Origin of the sequence: Delftia sp. ZNC0008, assembly GCF_000799035.1 — a bacterium.
Classification (GTDB): Bacteria; Pseudomonadota; Gammaproteobacteria; order Burkholderiales; family Burkholderiaceae_C; genus Comamonas; species Comamonas tsuruhatensis.
In genome coordinates, this window is sequence record NZ_JTKZ01000365.1 from 1 (window position 1) to 17050 (window position 17050).

Here is a 17050-nt window from a genome sequence, read left to right on the forward strand (position 1 = left end):
CCGCGTTGATCGTGGAAAACCGCCCCGGCGTCTCCAACACCCTGGCCGTGGACATGACGGCCAAGTCCACGGACGGGCACACCATGGTGATGGGCGTGGTCACGGCCCATGCGATCGCCCCGCACCTGCTCAAGCTGGGCTACGACAGCAACCGCGACCTGGTGCCCGTGGCCTATGTGGGCGCAGTGCCCAATGTGCTGGTGGTGGGAAACAACCTGCCCGCCAACTCGGTGCAGGAACTGGTCGCCCTGGCCCGCAAGGAGCCCGGCAGGATCAACTTCGCCAGCAGCGGCACGGGCAGCACCCAGCACATCGCGGCCGAGATGTTCAAGGACGCGGCCGGCATTGAACTGACCCACGTGCCCTACAAGGGCAGCGCCGCCGCCCTGGTGGACCTGGTCAGCGGCCAGGTGCAGATGAGCTTTGACACCATGCCTTCGGTGATCGGCCAGATCAAGGCCGGCAAGCTGCGCCCGCTGGGCGTGACGTCGCCGCGCCGCAACGCCCAGCTGCCCCAGGTGCCCACGCTGGCCGAGGCCGGCCTGCCCGGCGTGGAGATAGGCGCCTGGTACGGCATCTACATGCCAGCGGCCACACCCCGCGCCGTGCAGGCCCGGGTGCACGACGAAGTCAACAAGGTGCTGGCCATGCCCGAGACGCGCACGCGCCTGGAGGCCGTGGGCGCCGAGCTGCAGCCCATGGGCCAGGCGGAGTTCATTGCCTTGCACAACGCAGAGTACCAGCGCTTTGGCGAAATCATCCGCAAGAACCACATCAAGATCGACTGAGCCGCACATGCCCGCATCCGAACTTCCCGTCGTCGCCCTGACCCTGGGCGATCCCGCCGGCATAGGCGCCGAACTGATCGCACGCCTGCTGGCGCGGCCCGAGGCCATGCAAAACGCCAACATCGTGCTGGCCGGCGACCCCTGGCTGTGGCAGCAGGGCCAGCGCATCGCGGGCCTGCAGGTGGCCACCACACCCATCGCCAGCATGGCCCATGCACGTGGCCGCACCGATACCGCCCTGCCCGCCTTCCTGGCCCTGGACACGGTGGCCCCCGATGCCGTGCACCAGAGTCGTGCCGAAGCCGCAGGCGGGCGCTCGGTGCTGCAGGTGCTGGACCTGTGCATGGACGCGGCCCAGGCCGGCCAGATCGACGCCATCTGCTTTGCGCCGCTCAACAAGCAGGCCATGAAGCTGGGCGGCCTGCGCCATGAGGACGAGCTGCACCACTTTGCCGAGTACCTGGGTGTGAGCGGCTATTTCTGCGAATTCAACACGCTGGGCGATCTGTGGACCTCGCGCATTTCGTCCCATGTGCCGCTCAGGGACGTGGCCGGCTATCTGAGCCAGGAGCGCATCGCCCAGGCGGCCGAGCTGATCTACCGCGCGCTGCTGGCCAGCGGCATGGCGGCCCCCAAGGTGGCGATTGCGGGCTTCAACCCGCACAACGGCGACGGCGGCACCTGCGGGCGCGAGGAAATCGACATCATCGCGCCGGCCGTGCGCGCGCTGCAGGCCCGCGACTGGCCCACGCCCGACCCGTTCCACGGCCCCTTCCCGGCCGACACCATCTTCCTGAAGGCCCAGGCGGGCGAGTACCAGGCCATCGTGACCATGTACCACGACCAGGGCCAGATCGCCATCAAGCTGCTGGGCTTCTCGCGCGGCGTGACCGTGCAGGGCGGCCTGCCGATCCCCATCACCACGCCGGCCCACGGCACGGCCTATGACATCGCGGGCCAGGGCCGGGCCAGCGTGGAGGCCACCTGGCAGGCCTTTCTGATCGCCTGCCGCATGGGCGCCGCGCGCCTGTCCTGACTGACTTCACTCCCCCGCCCTCACCATCATGAAAATCAAATCCGTCCGCGCCCGCGTCTACGAGTGGCAAGGCAAGACCGTGCCGCCCCAGGGCAACTTCTGCTCCAACGCCATGGACCTGCTCTATGCGCCGCAGGAAACCATGTCCACCTTCCGCTTCCATTCCTGGACGGTGGTGGAGATCGAGACCGATGACGGCACCGTCGGCCTGGGCAACGTGGCGCTGGCGCCGCGCATCGCCAAGGCCATCATCGACGAGTACCTGGCGCCCCTGGTCATCGGCCACGACCCGTGGGACTACGAATACCTGTGGCAGCGCATGTACCGCGCCACGCACGCCTGGGGCCGCAAGGGCGTGACCATGGCCGCCATCTCGGCCGTGGACCTGGCCATCTGGGACATCCTGGGCAAGAGCGTGAACAAGCCCGTGTTCAAGCTGCTGGGCGGGCGCACCAAGGAAAGGATTCCCTGCTACTACAGCAAGCTCTACCGCACCGACCTCAAGGCCATGCAGCAAGAGGCGCAAAAATTCCTGGACCAGGGCTTCAAGGCCTTCAAGATGCGCTTCGGCTACGGCCCGGCCCATCTGCAGGAAGGTGTGCGCGAGAACCTGCGCTCGGTCGAGGCCGTGCGCGAAGTCATAGGCTACGACTGCGACCTGATGCTGGAGTGCTACATGGGCTGGAACCTGGAGTACGCCAGGCGCATGCTGCCCAAGCTGGAGAAGTTCGAGCCGCGCTGGCTGGAGGAGCCCGTGATCGCCGACGACATCGACGGCTACGCCGAACTCAGCCGCCTCACCAGCATTCCGATCTCGGGCGGCGAGCACGAGTTCAGCCTCTACGGCTTCAAGCAGCTGCTCGACAAAAAGGCCGTCAGCGTCGTGCAGTACGACACCAACCGAGTGGGCGGCATCACGGCCGCGCACAAGATCAATGCGCTGTGCGAGGCGTTCAGCGTGCCCGTCATCCCGCATGCGGGCCAGATGCACAACTACCACCTGACCATGAGCACGCTGGCCTCGCCCATGGCCGAGTACTTTCCCATCTTCGACGTGGAAGTGGGCAATGAGCTGTTCTGGTACATCTTCGACGGCGAGCCCGTGGCCGAGAACGGCTTCCTGCAGCTCAGGGACGATGTGCCGGGCCTGGGCCTCACGCTCAAGACCGAGTACCTGGACCAGTTCCGCATCGTCGAATGAGGGAGCACGCCATGCCCGGAGTTTCTCGGCCGCGCTACAGCGGCATCTTTCCCGTGGTACCCACCACCTTCCACGAGGACGGCACGCTGGACCTGGCCAGCCAGAGGCGCTGCCTGGACTTCATGATCGACTCGGGCGTGGATGGCCTGTGCATCCTGGCCAACTTCTCCGAGCAGTTCCTGCTGGCCGATGACGAGCGCGAGATCCTCACGCGCACGGCGCTGGAACATGTGGCGGGCCGTGTGCCCGTGATCGTCACCACCACGCACACCTCATCGCGCGTGTGCGCCGAGCGAAGCCGCCGCGCGCAGGACATGGGCGCGGCCATGGTGATGGTCATGCCGCCCTACCACGGCGCCACCTTCCGCTTCGGCGAACCCCAGATCCAGGGCTTCTTCCAGGCCGTGTCCGATGCCATCACCATTCCCATCATGGTCCAGGACGCGCACGCCGCAGGCACGCCGCTGTCCCCCGCCTTCCTCGCGCGCATGGCCCGCGAGATCGAGCAGGTCTGCTACTTCAAGATGGAAACCGCAGGCGCCGCCGGCAAGCTGCGCGAACTCATCGCCCTGGGCGGCGAGGCCATCGAAGGCCCCTGGGACGGCGAGGAAGGCATCACCCTTCTGGCCGACCTGGAGGCCGGCGCCACGGGCTCCATGACGGGCGGCGGCTTTGCCGACGGCATACGCCCCATCATCGAAGCGCACAGAAACGGCGACCCCGACACCGCATTCGCCCTCTACCAGCGCTGGCTGCCGCTGATCAACCACGAAAACCGCCAGGCCGGCTTCCTGGCCGCCAAGGCGCTGATGAAGGCCGGCGGCGTGATCGCCTGCGACGCGCCGCGCGCGCCCTGGCCGCCCATGCACCCCGAGGTGCGCCGCCAGCTGCTGGACATTGCGCGGCGGCTCGATCCGCTGGTGCTGCGCTGGGGGCGCTGAGGGATTGGGTTGTTGGGGGCGCATTAGAGGGGCACCAGAGGGCTGCAGCCGCCTGCGCATGGGCTATGCTGCCGCTCTGCCTGCCCAGCCCCAATGAATCGACTGCCGCCCATGTCCGCCACCTCTTTGCCCCCTTCCGACTTCGAGCTGGACGACGCGCTGTATGCAAGAGTCCTGACCTGGAGCGACGCCCAGGCCCTGGCCCAGCAGACCGTGAGCTTCTTCACGGCGGAGGGCGAGCGCACCATCGGCATCGATATGCAAGTGCTCGGCGCAACGCAGACATCGGCCGACACGCCCGGCATGCTGCAGTTCTCCCTGGTGTTTCGCGGTCCGCGCCAGCCGCAGCTGCCGCAGCGCACTTACCGCGTGCGCCATGCACAGCTCGGTGACTACGCCATCTTCATCACGCCCATTGCGCAGTCGGCAGGCCATGTCGATTACGAGGCCTGCTTTTCCCATGCCATCTGAGCCGTTCGTGCCCGAGCTGCCGCCGCTGAATCTGGAGGATGTGCGGCTGCGCCTGGCCGAAGAAGCCGACTACGCTTTTCTCCGCGCCCTGTACCGCCAGGTACGCGCTGCCGAACTGGCGCACGTGCCCTGGAGCGAAGCTGAAAAGCATGCCTTCTGCGATTCGCAGTTCGCTTTGCAGGACCAGCACTACCGCAAGCACTACGCACACAGCGCGTTTTTCGTGATCGAGAGGGCAGGTCTGCCTATAGGCCGGCTCTACCTCAATCTCGCACCCGGGCCGTTGGGAGTGATGGACATCTCGCTCGACGCCGCTGTTCAAGGCCAGGGACTGGGCACGGCCCTCATGCAATGGCTGGCCGGCTGGGCAGATCAAGAAGGGCGCGACATGCAGCTGTTCGTGGAAGCCAACAATCCAGCCCGGCGCCTGTATACGCGCCTGGGCTTTGTCGAGCAGGACCAGGAAGGCATCTACCTGCGCATGCGCAGGACCGCGGCGCTCAGCCGCGGTTGAACACGGCTTCCAGCAGACCGCCTTGCGCGTCGCTGGGACTCAGGAAAACAGCGTGGCGTCCCAGAGCCGGGTGAGCGATTTCCCAGGTGTTCTGTGGCAAGGCACCAGGGCGGGACAACTCGAACAGTGCGCTGAAAGAGCGGTCGCCCTGCAGTGTGTGCGGCAGCGCTGCCAACGAAACCAAACGTAACTCGGAAACTTCTCCTGCTACCGAGAAGCTATGGCCCAGCAGCGGCTGAAAGTGGCTGCGGCGCAACTCCATGCCAGCCGCACAGGCGATCACTGGAATCCCGGAAACGGCCGCTGCAGCGGGCAAGGCCCCAGCAACCTGCATGAAAGCACGGCGTCCTGTCTTCATCGTGGCCCTTCCTGCCAAAGCAACGGCAGCGAAATATTTTTGCCGCACAACAGGTTGGCATACTAAACTATTTTGCAATTATTAACGTTTTCTAACTTCACCCCACTTTGCCATGGCTCAACCCTATGTTGGGGAAATCCGGATGTTTGCCGGCAACTTCGCGCCATCAGGCTGGATGTTCTGCGAAGGGCAGCAAATGCCCATCTCGGAATACGAAACCCTTTTCACTCTGATCGGCACGACATACGGCGGTGATGGCCAAAGCACGTTCGCCCTGCCAGACATGCGTGGCCGCATCCCCCTGCACGCAGGCAACGAATTCACGCTGGCACAGGCCGCTGGAGTCGAAGAGGTCACGCTGACCGTCAATCAGATTCCAGCCCACACGCACGGCGTCCCCGCGTCCTCCGGCACCGGCTTTCTGGCCTCGCCCGCCGATGCGGTGTTTGCCAAGCACAGGGATCACAAGGCCTTTGCGAACGGTGCCCCCGCTACGCCCATGGCGGCCTCGATGGTGGGCGCGGTCGGTGGGTCACAGCCGCATACCAATATGCCGCCCTATCTTTGCGTGAACTTCATCATCTCGCTGTTCGGCATCTATCCCTCACCCACCTGATGTCTACCCCTTTTCTCGGAGAGGTTCGCGTCTTCTCCTTCAACTTCGCCCCCAAAGGCTGGGCCCTTTGCAATGGGCAATTGCTGCCCATCAACCAGAACCAGGCACTGTTCTCGCTGCTGGGCACCACCTACGGTGGCAACGGGCAGACCAACTTTGCACTGCCCGACCTGCGCGGCCGCATGCCCATGCACATGGGGGCCGGCCATACGCTGGGGGAGAGAGCAGGCGAGCAAGCCCATACCCTGACCCTGCCAGAGATACCGCAGCACAGCCACGCCATGGCCGCTTCCGGCACCACGGGCCAGGCGACATCGGGCAACGGCAACCTGCCTGCAGCGGCGCGCGGCCACTATGCGCAAAGCGGCAATACGAGCATGCCCGCCCTGTTGGCCAATGTGGGCGGCAGCCAGCCACACCTCAATATGCCGCCCTATCTGGCACTGAGCTTTTGCATGGCCATGCAAGGCCTCTTTCCTTCTCAGACCTGAAGACCATGTCCGATCCCTTCGTCGCCGAAATCCGCCTTGGCGGGTTCAACTTCGCACCCAAGGGCTGGGCCTTTTGCGATGGTCAGCTCCTGCCGCTTTCTCAGAACACGGCGCTGTTTTCCCTGCTGGGAACAACCTATGGTGGCGATGGAAAATCCAATTTTTCTCTTCCCAACCTTCAAGGGCGCATGCCCATGCATCCAGGCCAGGGACCGGGGCTGTCCTTGCACGATCTGGGCGAAACCGGTGGTACTGAAACCGTGACGCTGCTGGAATCGGAAATTCCCAGGCACACCCATCAGGCCCTGGCTGCTTCGCCCGCAGATCCCGCCGTGGCAAGCCCGGCCGGCGCAACCCTGGGCGCTGCACCGACGCGCCCCTACATCGCGCCAGCCTCCAACACCTCTGCGGTCACCATGGCTCCCCCTCAAGCTGCGGGCGGCAGCCAGCCACACAACAATCTTCCGCCCTTCCTGGTCATGAATTTCATCATCGCCTTGCAGGGCGTCTTTCCCCCTCGGAGCTGAGTACACCTATGCGCAGTTCCATTGCGGCCCTGACCCTGTTGGCCTTGACCACGGGGGTCCAGGCCGCCCCCCTGGTCCAACGCGAATTCTCCGGCAGGGACAACCGCTTCATAGAGATACCCGGTGCCGGCTTTCGCGCCATGGCCGCAGGCAAGCGCATCAGTTTCGATGCGCAAGGCATGAGCATCGACCTGCCCGGCCAGATCAACGGCGTGCAAGGCCGGTCGGTGGCCGCATCCGGCGTGGCCCGGAGTCTGAGCCTGCGCCCGGATTCGCGCCTGCGCTACAGCTTCGAGAACGGGACCATGTCGACGCCGCAGGGCATGCAGCCTTCGCCCACGCTCTACCACTGGCTGGTCGGCGAAGCCGCGCAATGGCGCACAGGTCTGCGCAGCTTCGGTGCGCTGGGCTACCGCAGTGTCTGGCCAGGCATTGATGCCGTTTTCCAGGGCGAGCCCGGCGGTCTGAAGTACCAGTTTGAACTGGCTCCTGGTGCCGATGCCGCACAGGTCTGGCTGCGCGTGGAAGGTGCGACGGATGCACGCATCCTGCCCACGGGAGCGCTGCAGTGGAGCATAGGCAACGACCTTTTCACCGACGATGCACCGCTGGTTTACCAACCCCGGGGCAATGGCCGCGTGGACGTGCCCGCCCGCTATCGGCTGGAGCAGGTGGACGCCACCACCTGGCGCGTGGGCTTTGAGCTGGGCAGCCATGACAAAGGCCTGCCGCTGGTCATCGATCCGGCCTGGACCGGCTACTCGGGCCTGGTCGGAGGCAACTCGGCCGACCAGGTCAACGCCGTGGCACGAGACAGCGACGGCAACACCTACGCCTGTGGCGTGACGCAATCGTCCGACCTGCCCAACGCGGGCAGCAGCAAAGGTGGCGAGGATGCCTTCGTCGTCAGATTCGATCCCAAGGGTGTCCCCATGAGCGTCACTTATGTGGGCGGATCGGAAGACGACGCCTGCAACGGCCTGGCCGTGGACATACAAAACCGCATCCACCTGGCGGGCAGCACGGAATCCACCGGCTTCCCCCTGCTTGGCACAGATGCCAACCAACGCTTTCGGCGCAGCAAGAGCACGACGGATAGGGATGCCTTCGTCATGCGCCTGGCACCAGACGGTGCCGGCATTCTGTATTCGGGCCTGATTGGTGGAACGGGTGACGATCAGGCCAATGCCCTGGCTCTGGACACCCTTGGCCGGGTCTATGTGACCGGATTCACGGAAGGCAAAGGCTTTCCTGCCGTGAACGGACCGCAGCTCAACCACGGCTCCGGCCCTGCGCAGTCAGAAATGCGGGATGCCTTCGTGGCCCGCATCGACGCTTCAGGCAGCGGGCTGGAGTACGCCGGATACATCGGCGGCGACGGCGGCGCCGACATCGGATATGCCATTGCCGTGGACGGCACCGGCGCGGCCTATGTGGCTGGCGCGACCGACTCTGTCTCGGGGATGCCGGGCGCCACGGGCCTCAGGACACAAATCAATTCGCGCGCCATCGATGGATCAGACGGCTTCGTCGCCAAGATCCGGGCCGACGGCAGCGCCTTCGACTACTTCACGCTGCTGACAGGCTCGGGCGCCGGTGCGGACCGTGCACTGGCCCTGAACCTGATGTATGACGGCTCACTGCTCGTGGGCGGGGAGACCGGGTCCGACTACTTTCCCGCCGACAACAGCGGACGGCGCCAGGGCCTCGGGCCGCAGATCGCGCGCAGCACCGGCATGGACGGCTTTGTGCTGCGCCTGAATGCATCAGGAGACCAGGTGCTGGACGCCACCTACCTGGGTGGCAATGGCTACGACAGCGTGGAAGGGCTGGCCAGCGACGGCAGGAGCTGGTTCGCCACGGGCAGCACCAACAATGGCGCAGGCTTTCCCGTCAAGGCTCAAAGCGGCCTGTCCACCACGCCAGGTGGCAAGCAGGACGGCTTCCTGGTCAGCGTCGCAACCAACAATCCGAACAGCTGGGACTATGCCGGGTTCCTGGGCACCTCGGAAAACGAGGCCATGCGCAGCCTGGCCGCAACCAATGTGCAGGGCAGGACCCTTCTTTCCGTGGGCGGCGCCACCACCACATCGGGCACCAACGGCCTGACCAACCCTGCGAACAGCGCCCTCAGCGCAAACGAGAGCCTTTCGAATGGTCTGGTATTTCGCATTGATCCTTTCGGCCCACCTGCGGCCATGGCGGTGCTCACTGGCTCTCAACAGTCCACCCGCATCCAGCAGCCTTTTGCCACGCCGTTGTCGGTCAAGGTCACCGACATCGACGACCAGCCGCTTGCCGGCATCATGGTGGACTTCAATGCGCCTGCCGCATCGGGGCCATCCACGACCTTTGCCACAAGAACCTCGGTCACGACCAACGCCCAGGGCATCGCATCGCTGAGTGCCACGGCCAACCTGTTCGCCGGCAGCTATACCGTGACGGCGCAGGCAGGGGCGGCCAGCACCTCGTTCTCGCTGACCAATGACAAGAGCCCGCAGGCTGCACTGACGGCAAGTGCAGCACTCCAGACCCTGCCCTATGCCAGCACCACCACGCTGAGCACCAACGGCGGCTCTGGCGCAGGCGCCATCAGCTACGCCGTAACCGCAGGCGCGGCCTATTGCGCCCTGTCAGGCAACACGGTCACAGCCACGGCCGTGGGCGATTGCACCGTGACGGCGACCAAGGCGGGAGACGCCAGCTACCTGGCCGCCACGACCACCGTGGACATCTCGGTGATCAAGGCCCAGCAGCCTGCTCTGACGGCGACGGCAACGCCCAGCACGCTGGCGGCCTTCAGCACGGCCGCGCTGTCAACCAGTGGCGGCGCAGGGTCCGGCGCCGTGGGCTTTTCCATCACGGATGGAGCCGCCTTTTGCTCCGTCAACGGCAACACGCTCACTGCGGAAGGCACGGGCACCTGCACAGTGACCGCCACCAAGCTGGGCGATGCCAACTACCAGGACACGCTGGCCACCACCGTGGTGACCGTGACCCCTGCAGCCCAGGTCACCCTGAGCGTGCAGTCCACGCCTTCGACCCTGACCTTCGGCGCCACGGCAACCCTGGCGACCACTGGGGGTTCGGGCAGCGGCGCCGTCACCTACGCCGTGACGGGTGGTGCCCAGTTCTGCGCGGTGACCGGCAACCAGTTGAGTGCCATTGGCGCCGGCAGTTGCACCATCACGGCCACCAAGGCTGGCGACATCAACCACCAGGCCATCAGCGCCAGCACCACCGTCATCGTGGCCAAGGCTGGACAGACAGCACTGTCGGTGCAGGCCAGTCCTGCAGCCATCAGCTTTGGCGGCATTTCGCAACTGAGCACCACGGGCGGCTCGGGCACCGGCGCCATCGGCTTGAGCGTCGCGGGCCCCTGCAGCATCGCGGGCTCCACGCTCACCGGCCTGGGTGTCGGAACCTGTACGGTCACGGCCACCAAGGCAGCGGATGCCGACCATGAAGAGGCCACGGCCAGCACTTCGGTGACGGTGTCACAGGCAAGCCAGGTGGCCCTGTCCGTGGTGGCATCACCCGCCAGCATTCCCAAAGGCGACTCCAGCACGGTCACCGTCACTGGCGGCAGCGGCAGCGGTGTGCTCACGCTGGCGCTGACGGCAGGCGCTGGCAACTGCACGCTGTTCGGCAACACCGTCACCGGCACGGCCGTAGGCAGCTGCACGGTGACGGCGACCAAGGCGGCCGATGCCAACCATGCACAGGCCACCGGCTCGGTACAGATTGCAGTCGGCAAGGCAATCCAGAACATCACCTTCGATTTCTCGTCCCTGCGTTATCTGAGCCCCCAGGCCCTGTCGCTGGCAAACGCCGCCGCAACCAACTCCAACCTGCCGATCAGCTTCAGCAGCCTCACTCCTCAGACCTGTGTGGTCACGGGCACCTCGCTGCGGCTGATGCGCACGGGAGATTGCACGCTGCAGGCCAGCCAGGCCGGCGATGCCGAGTACGCCGCGGCAACGCCCGTGAACCAGACATTCACGATCACCCTGCCCCCCCACTCTCTGAGCACCATCACCGGTACCGTGGGCGGAACGACGGTCTCAGCAGAGATTGCTGCGGGAAGCCCATGGGTGTTCACACCCATGGGAACAGGCCCGGCGCAGACTGCGGGCTTCATCCCGCTGCAGGGGCACATCAGGTCACCTGCCGACGCACCGCCTGCCAATCTTCAGTTCCCGCTGGGCCTGTTCGATTTCGCTGTCCACAACGGTGCGCCGGGATCCACGGTGAGCATCAAGCTCACGTTCCCGAACAATCTGCCCCGCAATGCACAGTACTGGAAGTACGGCCCCACGTCCGACAACGCAACGCCGCACTGGTATCACTTCACCGGCGCGCAGTTCAACGCCAGCGACAACAGCGTGACGCTGACGATTGAGGACGGCAGGAACGGCGATGACGACCTGGATGTGAACGCCTTCATCAGTGACCCGGGTGGCGTGGCCGTGCTGGCCGCCGCTGCCGGCGGCAGCCCCGCGGCCATTCCCACGCTTTCGCAATGGGGCCAGTGGACGCTGGCAGCGCTGATGCTGAGCGTCGCAGCCCTGGCCGGACGCCGCACGCGAATGCGCAAGCCGCGCTGAGTCCTACACGGTAGCCGGGGCTGCTCACGCGCCCCCGACTACCCGAGTCAAGCCTGCACGATCCCCGACACATCCAGCACATACATCTGCCGCTGGTGCTCGTGCACGGAGTCGATGCAGACCTGGCGCCCGTCACGGCTCCAGCGCGGGTGCAGGTCGCAGCGGTTTTCCTTGCTGAGATCGGGAGAGGCGTAGAAGCTGCCCAGGTCGTGGCGCTCGCCCGTGTGCATGTCGTACAGGAACAGGAAGCGCTCGTGCGTGCGGTCGTCGGGATAGGTATCGCTGAGCAGCCAGCGCGTGTCCACGGGCGAGAAGCTCATGTGGCCGTTCTCCACCAGCACGCCTGCGCCCACCACCTGCACGTCACCGCCCTCCACATCGTCATAGAGGTGATAGTGGATCTCCCCGGCATGCGGGCCCCACACAATGATGTGGCTGTCGTCCCGCCATAGCGGATGCGAGATCTGGTATTCGGACTTTTCGTAGTCGAACGTGCCCACGGCCATCGGGTCGAAGTCGTCGGCCAGCTGGGGCAGCGGATGGTCCGAGCATTCGAGCAGGCGCATGTCGGACCCGTCGGGCGCCATGGTGATGAGGCGGTGCAGAAAGCAGGTTTCGTCCTTGACGCGTTCGGTCCAGCGGTGCAGGAAAAGAATGCGCGAGGAAGACGGGTTGACCTCGATATGGCTGACCCAGTGGATGGCCTTGTCCATCGATGTACGGTGATGAAAGGCCTTGAGCCGCGCATAGCTGGCCAGCAGCCTTGCCTCGCCCGTCGCGACCTCCATGCGCCAGATGCCGTCGTCCTCGGGCGCCAGGGGCAAGGCGAAGGGACCACCCTCTTCGCTGTAGCCAATGGTTTCGTGCGTGATGTAAAGGCGACGGTAGTCCACGCACAGCGCCCAGGCGCTGCTGGGCGCCACCACATAGACGGGCATGGGCAGGGTGCGCCGCTCGCCGCTGTCCACATCGATGACCACGGAGCCGAACCCCGGATAGCGCCCCCCGGAATCTGCCGTCCTGTCGTTGTGGATCAGTTGCCGGCCCGCCAGCCCGTCCAGCCACTGCAGCTGGCTGCCCATCTGCCAGTTCCAGGCGCCGGTCTCGCCCACGGCGTGGAAGCGGTCGCCGTTTTCGGTATCGAAGTAGCCGATGGACGCCCGCGCCTGGGGCGTGAGGTACTGGTCCATCCACGGCGTTTGCTGCGCCAGCACCAGGCGATTGCTGCGGTCCCAGCTGGACTTGTTGTAGTAGCCGAAGAAGTGGTGCTGGCGGCCATCGCCCAGGCGGCGGCAGGGGACGAAGGATGCGGGGGGGTTCGAAGTCATGGAGTGTTTCATTGGGCAGAGATGTGACCTTCGGCGATCACGCGGTCCCAACGCTGCTTTTCGCGGGCAACGAAGGATTGCGCCTCAGGCAGGCTGTTGGCGACGGCGCTCATGCCCTGCTCTTGCAGGCCCTTGCGGAACTCGGGCGTGGCCACGACCTTTCGGATGTCGTCATTGAGCTTTTTGACGATGGCCTCGGGCACCTTGGAGGAGACGGCCACCGTGGTCCAGGAGGTGGCCACATAGTCCTTGAGCCCGGACTCGGCCGCCGTGGGCACGTCCGGCAGGGCCGCCAGGCGCTGGCTGCCCGTGACGGCCAACGCCTTGAGCTTGCCGCCGCGTATGTGCGACAGCACCGTGGGCGGGTTCTCGAACATGAGCTGGATCTGGCCGCCCAGCAGGTCGTTGAGCGCGGCCGAGCTGCCGCGATAAGGCACGTGCACGATAGGCGCGCCCGCCTGCAGCTTGTACAGCTCGCCCATCATGTGCACGGACGAGCCCACGCCGGCCGAGCCGAAGTTGACCGTGCCAGGCGCCTTTTTGGCCAGCGCCGTCAGCTCGGCCAGGTTGCTGGCGGCAAGGCTGGGCGTGGCCACCACCACATGCGGCATCTCGGCCAGCACGGTCACCACGCGCAGATCCTTTGCGGGGTCATAGGCCAGCTTGCCGTACACGCCATAGGCGGCATGCAGGCCGATGGAGCCCACCATCAGCGTGTAGCCGTCGGCCGGCTGATCGGCCACATATCGGCCTCCCAGATGACCGCCCGCGCCGGGCTTGTTTTCCACCACCACCGGCTGGCCCCAGAGCCGGCTCAGGCGGTCGGCCAGCATGCGTGCCTGCACGTCGGAGCTGCCGCCTGCAGTGAACGGCACGATGATGCGCAGCTGCCGGCCGGGCTGGGGAAAGCCGTCCCGTGCCTGGGCGGCTGCCGGCACCATGCCCGCCACGGCGGCGGCGATTACTGCGGCGGCCGTGCGACGTGCTGTTGTCTTGTTCATGGAATCCTTTCGACGGCGCTGCCGCGCCTGGGCAATCGATGCAATGGAGGCAGTGTAGAAAGCCTGTCATCTTTGGAAAAATGCATTTTTTCGTGGCCTCTATACAGAAAAGATATACATTGCCAGCCACCCCGAGCAGGACCGAATCGCCATGTCCAGACCCCTGAGCGCCCGAGAGATCGAGGCCTTCCGTGCCGTCATGCAGACCGGCACCACCACGGCCGCCGCGCGGCTGCTGCACACCACGCAGCCTTCGGTCAGCCGGCTGCTGGCCCAGATGCAGGCGGCCGCAGGGCTCAAGCTGTTCGACATGCACAAGGGCCGGCTGCGCCCCACGGCCGAGGCCGTGGAACTGTTCGCCACCGTGCAGCAGCATTTCCTGGGGCGCGAGCGCATAGAGCGCGACCTGGCCGCACTGCGCCAGTCCGGCGCCGGCACGCTGCGCATAGGCTGCACGCCGGCCCTGGGCCTGAGCGTGATCCCGGCCGTGGTGCGCAGCTTCGCGCAGCGCTACCCGGGCACCCACATCAGCCTGCAGACCCTGGGCTCCACGCCCTTGCGCGAGGGCCTGCTGCATGGCCACTTCGACCTGGTGGTCAGCACCATGGCGCTGAGCACGCCCGAGCTGGATGCCACCGTGCTGCACCGCAGCCGCGCCGTCTGCGTCATGCACCCGGACCATGCGCTGGCCACGCGCACGCGGCTGCATGTGCGCGACCTGCAGGGCCAGCTGCTGCTGACGCTCAACGCCGATGACGACATCTACCTGCAACTGCGCAGCACCATGCAGGAGCAGGGCATAGAGGCCGGCTCCACCATGGAGACCACCTACTCCTCCACCATCTGCAGCCTGGCTGCACAGGGGCTGGGGCTGGGCGTGGTCAACCCCTACGTGGCCTCGGTGTTCGCGCGCGACCTGCGTGTGCTGCCACTGCATCCAGCCTGCGCGGTGGAGGTGGTGCTGGCCCTGCCGCCCCAATACGCGCCCACCGAAAGGGCTGACTGCTTCGTGCAGTTGCTGCGCGAGCAATTGCACGCCTATCCGCAGGCCCGCACGCCCTAAAATTGCGGCCGATTGGAGACAAGCGGTTTGCAAACGAGTACCCACGAGCCCATGCTCACCCCCGCCGAGCGCGAGGCCATCAATTCCGGCCAGTGGTTCTGCAGCCTTTCGCCCTCGCTGCGCCATGACATCCTGCGCCAGACCACGGTCCGGCGGCTCAAGGACGGGGCACTGATCTATGCACGCGGCGATGTGCCGCACAGGTGGTATGCCTGTGCGCAGGGCGCCGTGCGCATGAGCTCGACCAGCCTGTCGGGTCGGCAGACCACGCTGGCCTATGTGGAGCCGGGTGCCTGGTTCGGTGCCATGTCCACCTTTCTTGACGAGCCCCGCACGCGCGATGCCTATGCCCACGGCGACACCACGCTGCTGTGCGTGGACAAGGAGAGCTTTCACGCCATCCTGGCCACGCATGTGGAGTTCTACGACGCCCTGCTGCGCCTGCAGGCCCACCGCATACGCCAGACCTACGGGCTGGTGGAAGACCTCAACACCCTGCCCCTGCGCGCACGCCTGGCCAAGCAGTTGCTGCACCTGTCGCGCAGCTACGGCACACAGGTGCTGGACGACCCGCGCGAGCTGCGCATAGGCCTGCAACTGGTGCAGGAGGAGCTGGCCCAGTTGCTGGGCGCCTCGCGCCAGCGCGTGAACCAGGAGCTCAAGCGCATGGAGCGCGACGCCTGCATTCGCGTGGAAGCCCAGGGCCTGGTGGTCAGGGACCTGGTGGCCCTGCAGACCATCGTGCGCGAGGCCAGCCTGGCCGGCGCCTGAGGCCGGCGCCAGCGCGCCGGCGGTTCAACGCCGGTTCAGCGCCGCCAGTCGATTCTTGCCGGGCGGCCCGGCAGATGCAGCGCAGCCGTTGCAGCAGGCGCCTCGGCCAGCAACCGGCCCTTGCGGAACACCTTCAGGCGCGTGGCGCGCAACCGTATCGCCTCGGCCGCATCGCGCGCCTGCAGCAGCACGAAGCTGGCATCGCAGCCGACCTCGATGCCATAGCCGTCCAGGTGCATCACACGCGCCGCGCGCGTGGTCACGGCGTCGAAGCAGTCGCGCATGCCGTCCTGGCTGGTCATCTGCGCCACATGCAAGCCCATGTGGGCGACCTCCAGCATGTCGCCCGAGCCCATGCCGTACCACGGGTCCATCACGCAGTCATGGCCGAAGGCCACGTTGACGCCTGCGCCCAGCAGCTCGGGCACGCGCGTCATGCCGCGGCGCTTGGGATAGCTGTCCTGGCGGCCCTGCAGCGTAATGTTGATCAGCGGATTGGCAATCACGGCCACGCCGCTTTCTGCGATCAGCGGCAGCAGCTTGCTCACGTAGTAGTTGTCCATGCTGTGCATGGAGGTGCAGTGCGAGCCCGTCACGCGGCCCTGCATGCCCAGGCGCTGCGCCTCGAAGGCCAGGGTTTCGATGTGGCGCGACAGCGGGTCGTCGGACTCGTCGCAGTGCATGTCCACCAGCAGGCCGCGCTCGGCCGCCAGCTCGCACAGCAGCCTGACGCTGTCGGCACCCTCGGCCATGGTGCGCTCGAAGTGGGGAATGCCGCCCACCACGTCCACGCCCTTGTCCAGCGCCCGCCGCAGGTTGGCGACGCCGCCGGGCGAGCGCAGCACGCCGTCCTGCGGAAACGCCACCAGCTGCAGGTCGATATAGGGAGCCACCTGGCGCTTGACCTCCAGCAACGCATCGACGGCCAGCAGGCGGGCATCGCTGGTATCCACATGGCTGCGGATGGCCTGCAGCCCCTTGGCCGCCGCCCAGTCGCAATACTCCAGCGCGCGCGAGATCAGCGCCTCGGCCGTGAGCAGCGGCTTGAGCTCGCCCCACAGCGCTATGCCCTCCAGCAGCGTACCGCTGCGGTTGACGCGCGGCAGGCCGTGGCTCAGCGTGGCATCCATGTGGAAATGCGGATCGACGAAGGGCGGCGACACCAGTTGGTGCTGTGCATCGATGACCTGATGGGCGGGCGCCGAAAGACCGGCCGCGACCTCGACGATGCGCCCGCCCTGCACGGCGATGGACATGTCCTGGCGGCCGTCTGGCAGCGTGGCGTGAATGACGAGTAGATCAAGCATCTGCGTATTCTGCGGGCATGGCCGCACACC

At 66.2% G+C, this 17050-nt stretch carries 16 protein-coding genes; 12 read left to right on the plus strand and 4 right to left on the minus strand.

Annotation, left to right across the window (positions count from 1 at the left end; translation table 11 throughout):
• From L995_RS11995 to L995_RS12020, 6 genes are all read left to right on the plus strand, one after another.
• Window positions 1-788, plus strand: a 788-nt coding sequence (locus L995_RS11995; RefSeq protein ID WP_047471975.1) for a Bug family tripartite tricarboxylate transporter substrate binding protein, incomplete at its 5' end; no start/stop codon positions are given.
• Window positions 789-795: 7 nt separating this feature from the next.
• A complete protein-coding gene (locus L995_RS12000; protein WP_047471977.1) occupies window positions 796-1824 on the plus strand; it encodes a 4-hydroxythreonine-4-phosphate dehydrogenase PdxA in 1029 nt (342 codons plus the stop codon).
• Window positions 1825-1852: 28 nt separating this feature from the next.
• Window positions 1853-3025, plus strand: coding sequence for an L-rhamnonate dehydratase (locus L995_RS12005; RefSeq protein ID WP_047471979.1), 1173 nt, complete (start codon window positions 1853-1855; stop codon window positions 3023-3025).
• 11 nt (window positions 3026-3036) lie between these two features.
• Window positions 3037-3966, plus strand: coding sequence for a dihydrodipicolinate synthase family protein (locus L995_RS12010; RefSeq protein WP_047471981.1), 930 nt, complete (start codon window positions 3037-3039; stop codon window positions 3964-3966).
• Between the two features lie 111 nt (window positions 3967-4077).
• Window positions 4078-4437: a DUF6916 family protein gene (locus L995_RS12015; RefSeq protein ID WP_047471983.1), complete on the plus strand. Its 360-nt coding sequence runs from the start codon at window positions 4078-4080 to the stop codon at window positions 4435-4437.
• The gene (locus L995_RS12020; protein WP_047471986.1) at window positions 4427-4951 is read left to right on the plus strand and encodes a GNAT family N-acetyltransferase; all 525 of its coding nucleotides are present in this window, start codon (window positions 4427-4429) and stop codon (window positions 4949-4951) included. The genes L995_RS12015 and L995_RS12020 overlap by 11 nt, the downstream gene beginning before the upstream one ends.
• On the opposite strand, the gene L995_RS12025 is transcribed toward L995_RS12020, so the two are convergent.
• Window positions 4938-5309 (minus strand): DUF6916 family protein, encoded by a 372-nt coding sequence (locus L995_RS12025; RefSeq protein WP_047471987.1) that lies wholly within the window; start codon window positions 5307-5309, stop codon window positions 4938-4940. The two genes, L995_RS12020 and L995_RS12025, sit on opposite strands and share 14 nt — an antisense overlap.
• Window positions 5310-5451: 142 nt before the next feature.
• On the opposite strand from L995_RS12025, the gene L995_RS12030 reads away from it, so the two are divergent.
• Genes L995_RS12030 through L995_RS12045 form a run of 4 tightly spaced genes read left to right on the plus strand, consistent with a single transcriptional unit; the run spans window position 5452 to window position 11550 of the window.
• Window positions 5452-5925: a phage tail protein gene (locus L995_RS12030; protein ID WP_047471990.1), complete on the plus strand. Its 474-nt coding sequence runs from the start codon at window positions 5452-5454 to the stop codon at window positions 5923-5925.
• Window positions 5925-6416: a phage tail protein gene (locus L995_RS12035; protein WP_047471991.1), complete on the plus strand. Its 492-nt coding sequence runs from the start codon at window positions 5925-5927 to the stop codon at window positions 6414-6416. The genes L995_RS12030 and L995_RS12035 overlap by 1 nt, the downstream gene beginning before the upstream one ends.
• A 5-nt stretch (window positions 6417-6421) precedes the next feature.
• Complete coding sequence (locus L995_RS12040; RefSeq protein WP_047471992.1) at window positions 6422-6943, plus strand: phage tail protein; 522 nt, start codon at window positions 6422-6424, stop codon at window positions 6941-6943.
• Window positions 6944-6951: 8 nt separating this feature from the next.
• On the plus strand, window positions 6952-11550 hold the full coding sequence (locus L995_RS12045; RefSeq protein WP_047471993.1) for an IPTL-CTERM sorting domain-containing protein: 4599 nt from the start codon (window positions 6952-6954) through the stop codon (window positions 11548-11550).
• A 47-nt stretch (window positions 11551-11597) separates the two neighbouring features.
• Here the strand turns inward: L995_RS12045 and L995_RS12050 are convergent, their stop codons facing one another.
• Both L995_RS12050 and L995_RS12055 read right to left on the minus strand, forming a co-directional pair.
• Complete coding sequence (locus L995_RS12050; protein WP_047471994.1) at window positions 11598-12890, minus strand: hypothetical protein; 1293 nt, start codon at window positions 12888-12890, stop codon at window positions 11598-11600.
• Window positions 12887-13879: a Bug family tripartite tricarboxylate transporter substrate binding protein gene (locus L995_RS12055; RefSeq protein WP_047471995.1), complete on the minus strand. Its 993-nt coding sequence runs from the start codon at window positions 13877-13879 to the stop codon at window positions 12887-12889. The genes L995_RS12050 and L995_RS12055 overlap by 4 nt, the downstream gene beginning before the upstream one ends.
• Before the next feature lie 151 nt (window positions 13880-14030).
• Here L995_RS12055 and L995_RS12060 point away from each other — a divergent pair, with 151 nt between their 5' ends.
• Entirely contained in the window at window positions 14031-14942 is a 912-nt protein-coding gene (locus tag L995_RS12060; protein WP_047471996.1) for a LysR family transcriptional regulator, read from the plus strand.
• 51 nt (window positions 14943-14993) lie between these two features.
• On the plus strand, window positions 14994-15713 hold the full coding sequence (locus tag L995_RS12065; protein WP_016451304.1) for a Crp/Fnr family transcriptional regulator: 720 nt from the start codon (window positions 14994-14996) through the stop codon (window positions 15711-15713).
• Between the two features lie 35 nt (window positions 15714-15748).
• Here L995_RS12065 and L995_RS12070 read toward each other — a convergent pair whose 3' ends face one another.
• A complete protein-coding gene (locus tag L995_RS12070; RefSeq protein WP_047471997.1) occupies window positions 15749-17020 on the minus strand; it encodes an amidohydrolase family protein in 1272 nt (423 codons plus the stop codon).
• Window positions 17021-17050 lie beyond the last annotated feature (30 nt).

Excerpts from the sequence above, each read along its gene's own strand:
- L995_RS12060 (WP_047471996.1), top strand. The coding sequence starts at position 14,031 with ATGTCCAGACCCCTGAGCGCCCGAGAGATCGAGGCCTTCCGTGCCGTC.
- L995_RS12005 (WP_047471979.1), top strand. The coding sequence starts at position 1,853 with ATGAAAATCAAATCCGTCCGCGCCCGCGTCTACGAGTGGCAAGGCAAG.
- L995_RS12025 (WP_047471987.1), bottom strand. The coding sequence starts at position 5,309 with ATGAAGACAGGACGCCGTGCTTTCATGCAGGTTGCTGGGGCCTTGCCC.
- L995_RS12030 (WP_047471990.1), top strand. The coding sequence starts at position 5,452 with ATGTTTGCCGGCAACTTCGCGCCATCAGGCTGGATGTTCTGCGAAGGG.
- L995_RS12070 (WP_047471997.1), bottom strand. The coding sequence starts at position 17,020 with ATGCTTGATCTACTCGTCATTCACGCCACGCTGCCAGACGGCCGCCAG.
- L995_RS12050 (WP_047471994.1), bottom strand. The coding sequence starts at position 12,890 with ATGAAACACTCCATGACTTCGAACCCCCCCGCATCCTTCGTCCCCTGC.
- L995_RS12010 (WP_047471981.1), top strand. The coding sequence starts at position 3,037 with ATGCCCGGAGTTTCTCGGCCGCGCTACAGCGGCATCTTTCCCGTGGTA.
- L995_RS12035 (WP_047471991.1), top strand. The coding sequence starts at position 5,925 with ATGTCTACCCCTTTTCTCGGAGAGGTTCGCGTCTTCTCCTTCAACTTC.
- L995_RS12000 (WP_047471977.1), top strand. The coding sequence starts at position 796 with ATGCCCGCATCCGAACTTCCCGTCGTCGCCCTGACCCTGGGCGATCCC.
- L995_RS12020 (WP_047471986.1), top strand. The coding sequence starts at position 4,427 with ATGCCATCTGAGCCGTTCGTGCCCGAGCTGCCGCCGCTGAATCTGGAG.
- L995_RS12040 (WP_047471992.1), top strand. The coding sequence starts at position 6,422 with ATGTCCGATCCCTTCGTCGCCGAAATCCGCCTTGGCGGGTTCAACTTC.
- L995_RS12065 (WP_016451304.1), top strand. The coding sequence starts at position 14,994 with ATGCTCACCCCCGCCGAGCGCGAGGCCATCAATTCCGGCCAGTGGTTC.
- L995_RS12055 (WP_047471995.1), bottom strand. The coding sequence starts at position 13,879 with ATGAACAAGACAACAGCACGTCGCACGGCCGCCGCAGTAATCGCCGCC.
- L995_RS12015 (WP_047471983.1), top strand. The coding sequence starts at position 4,078 with ATGTCCGCCACCTCTTTGCCCCCTTCCGACTTCGAGCTGGACGACGCG.
- L995_RS12045 (WP_047471993.1), top strand. The coding sequence starts at position 6,952 with ATGCGCAGTTCCATTGCGGCCCTGACCCTGTTGGCCTTGACCACGGGG.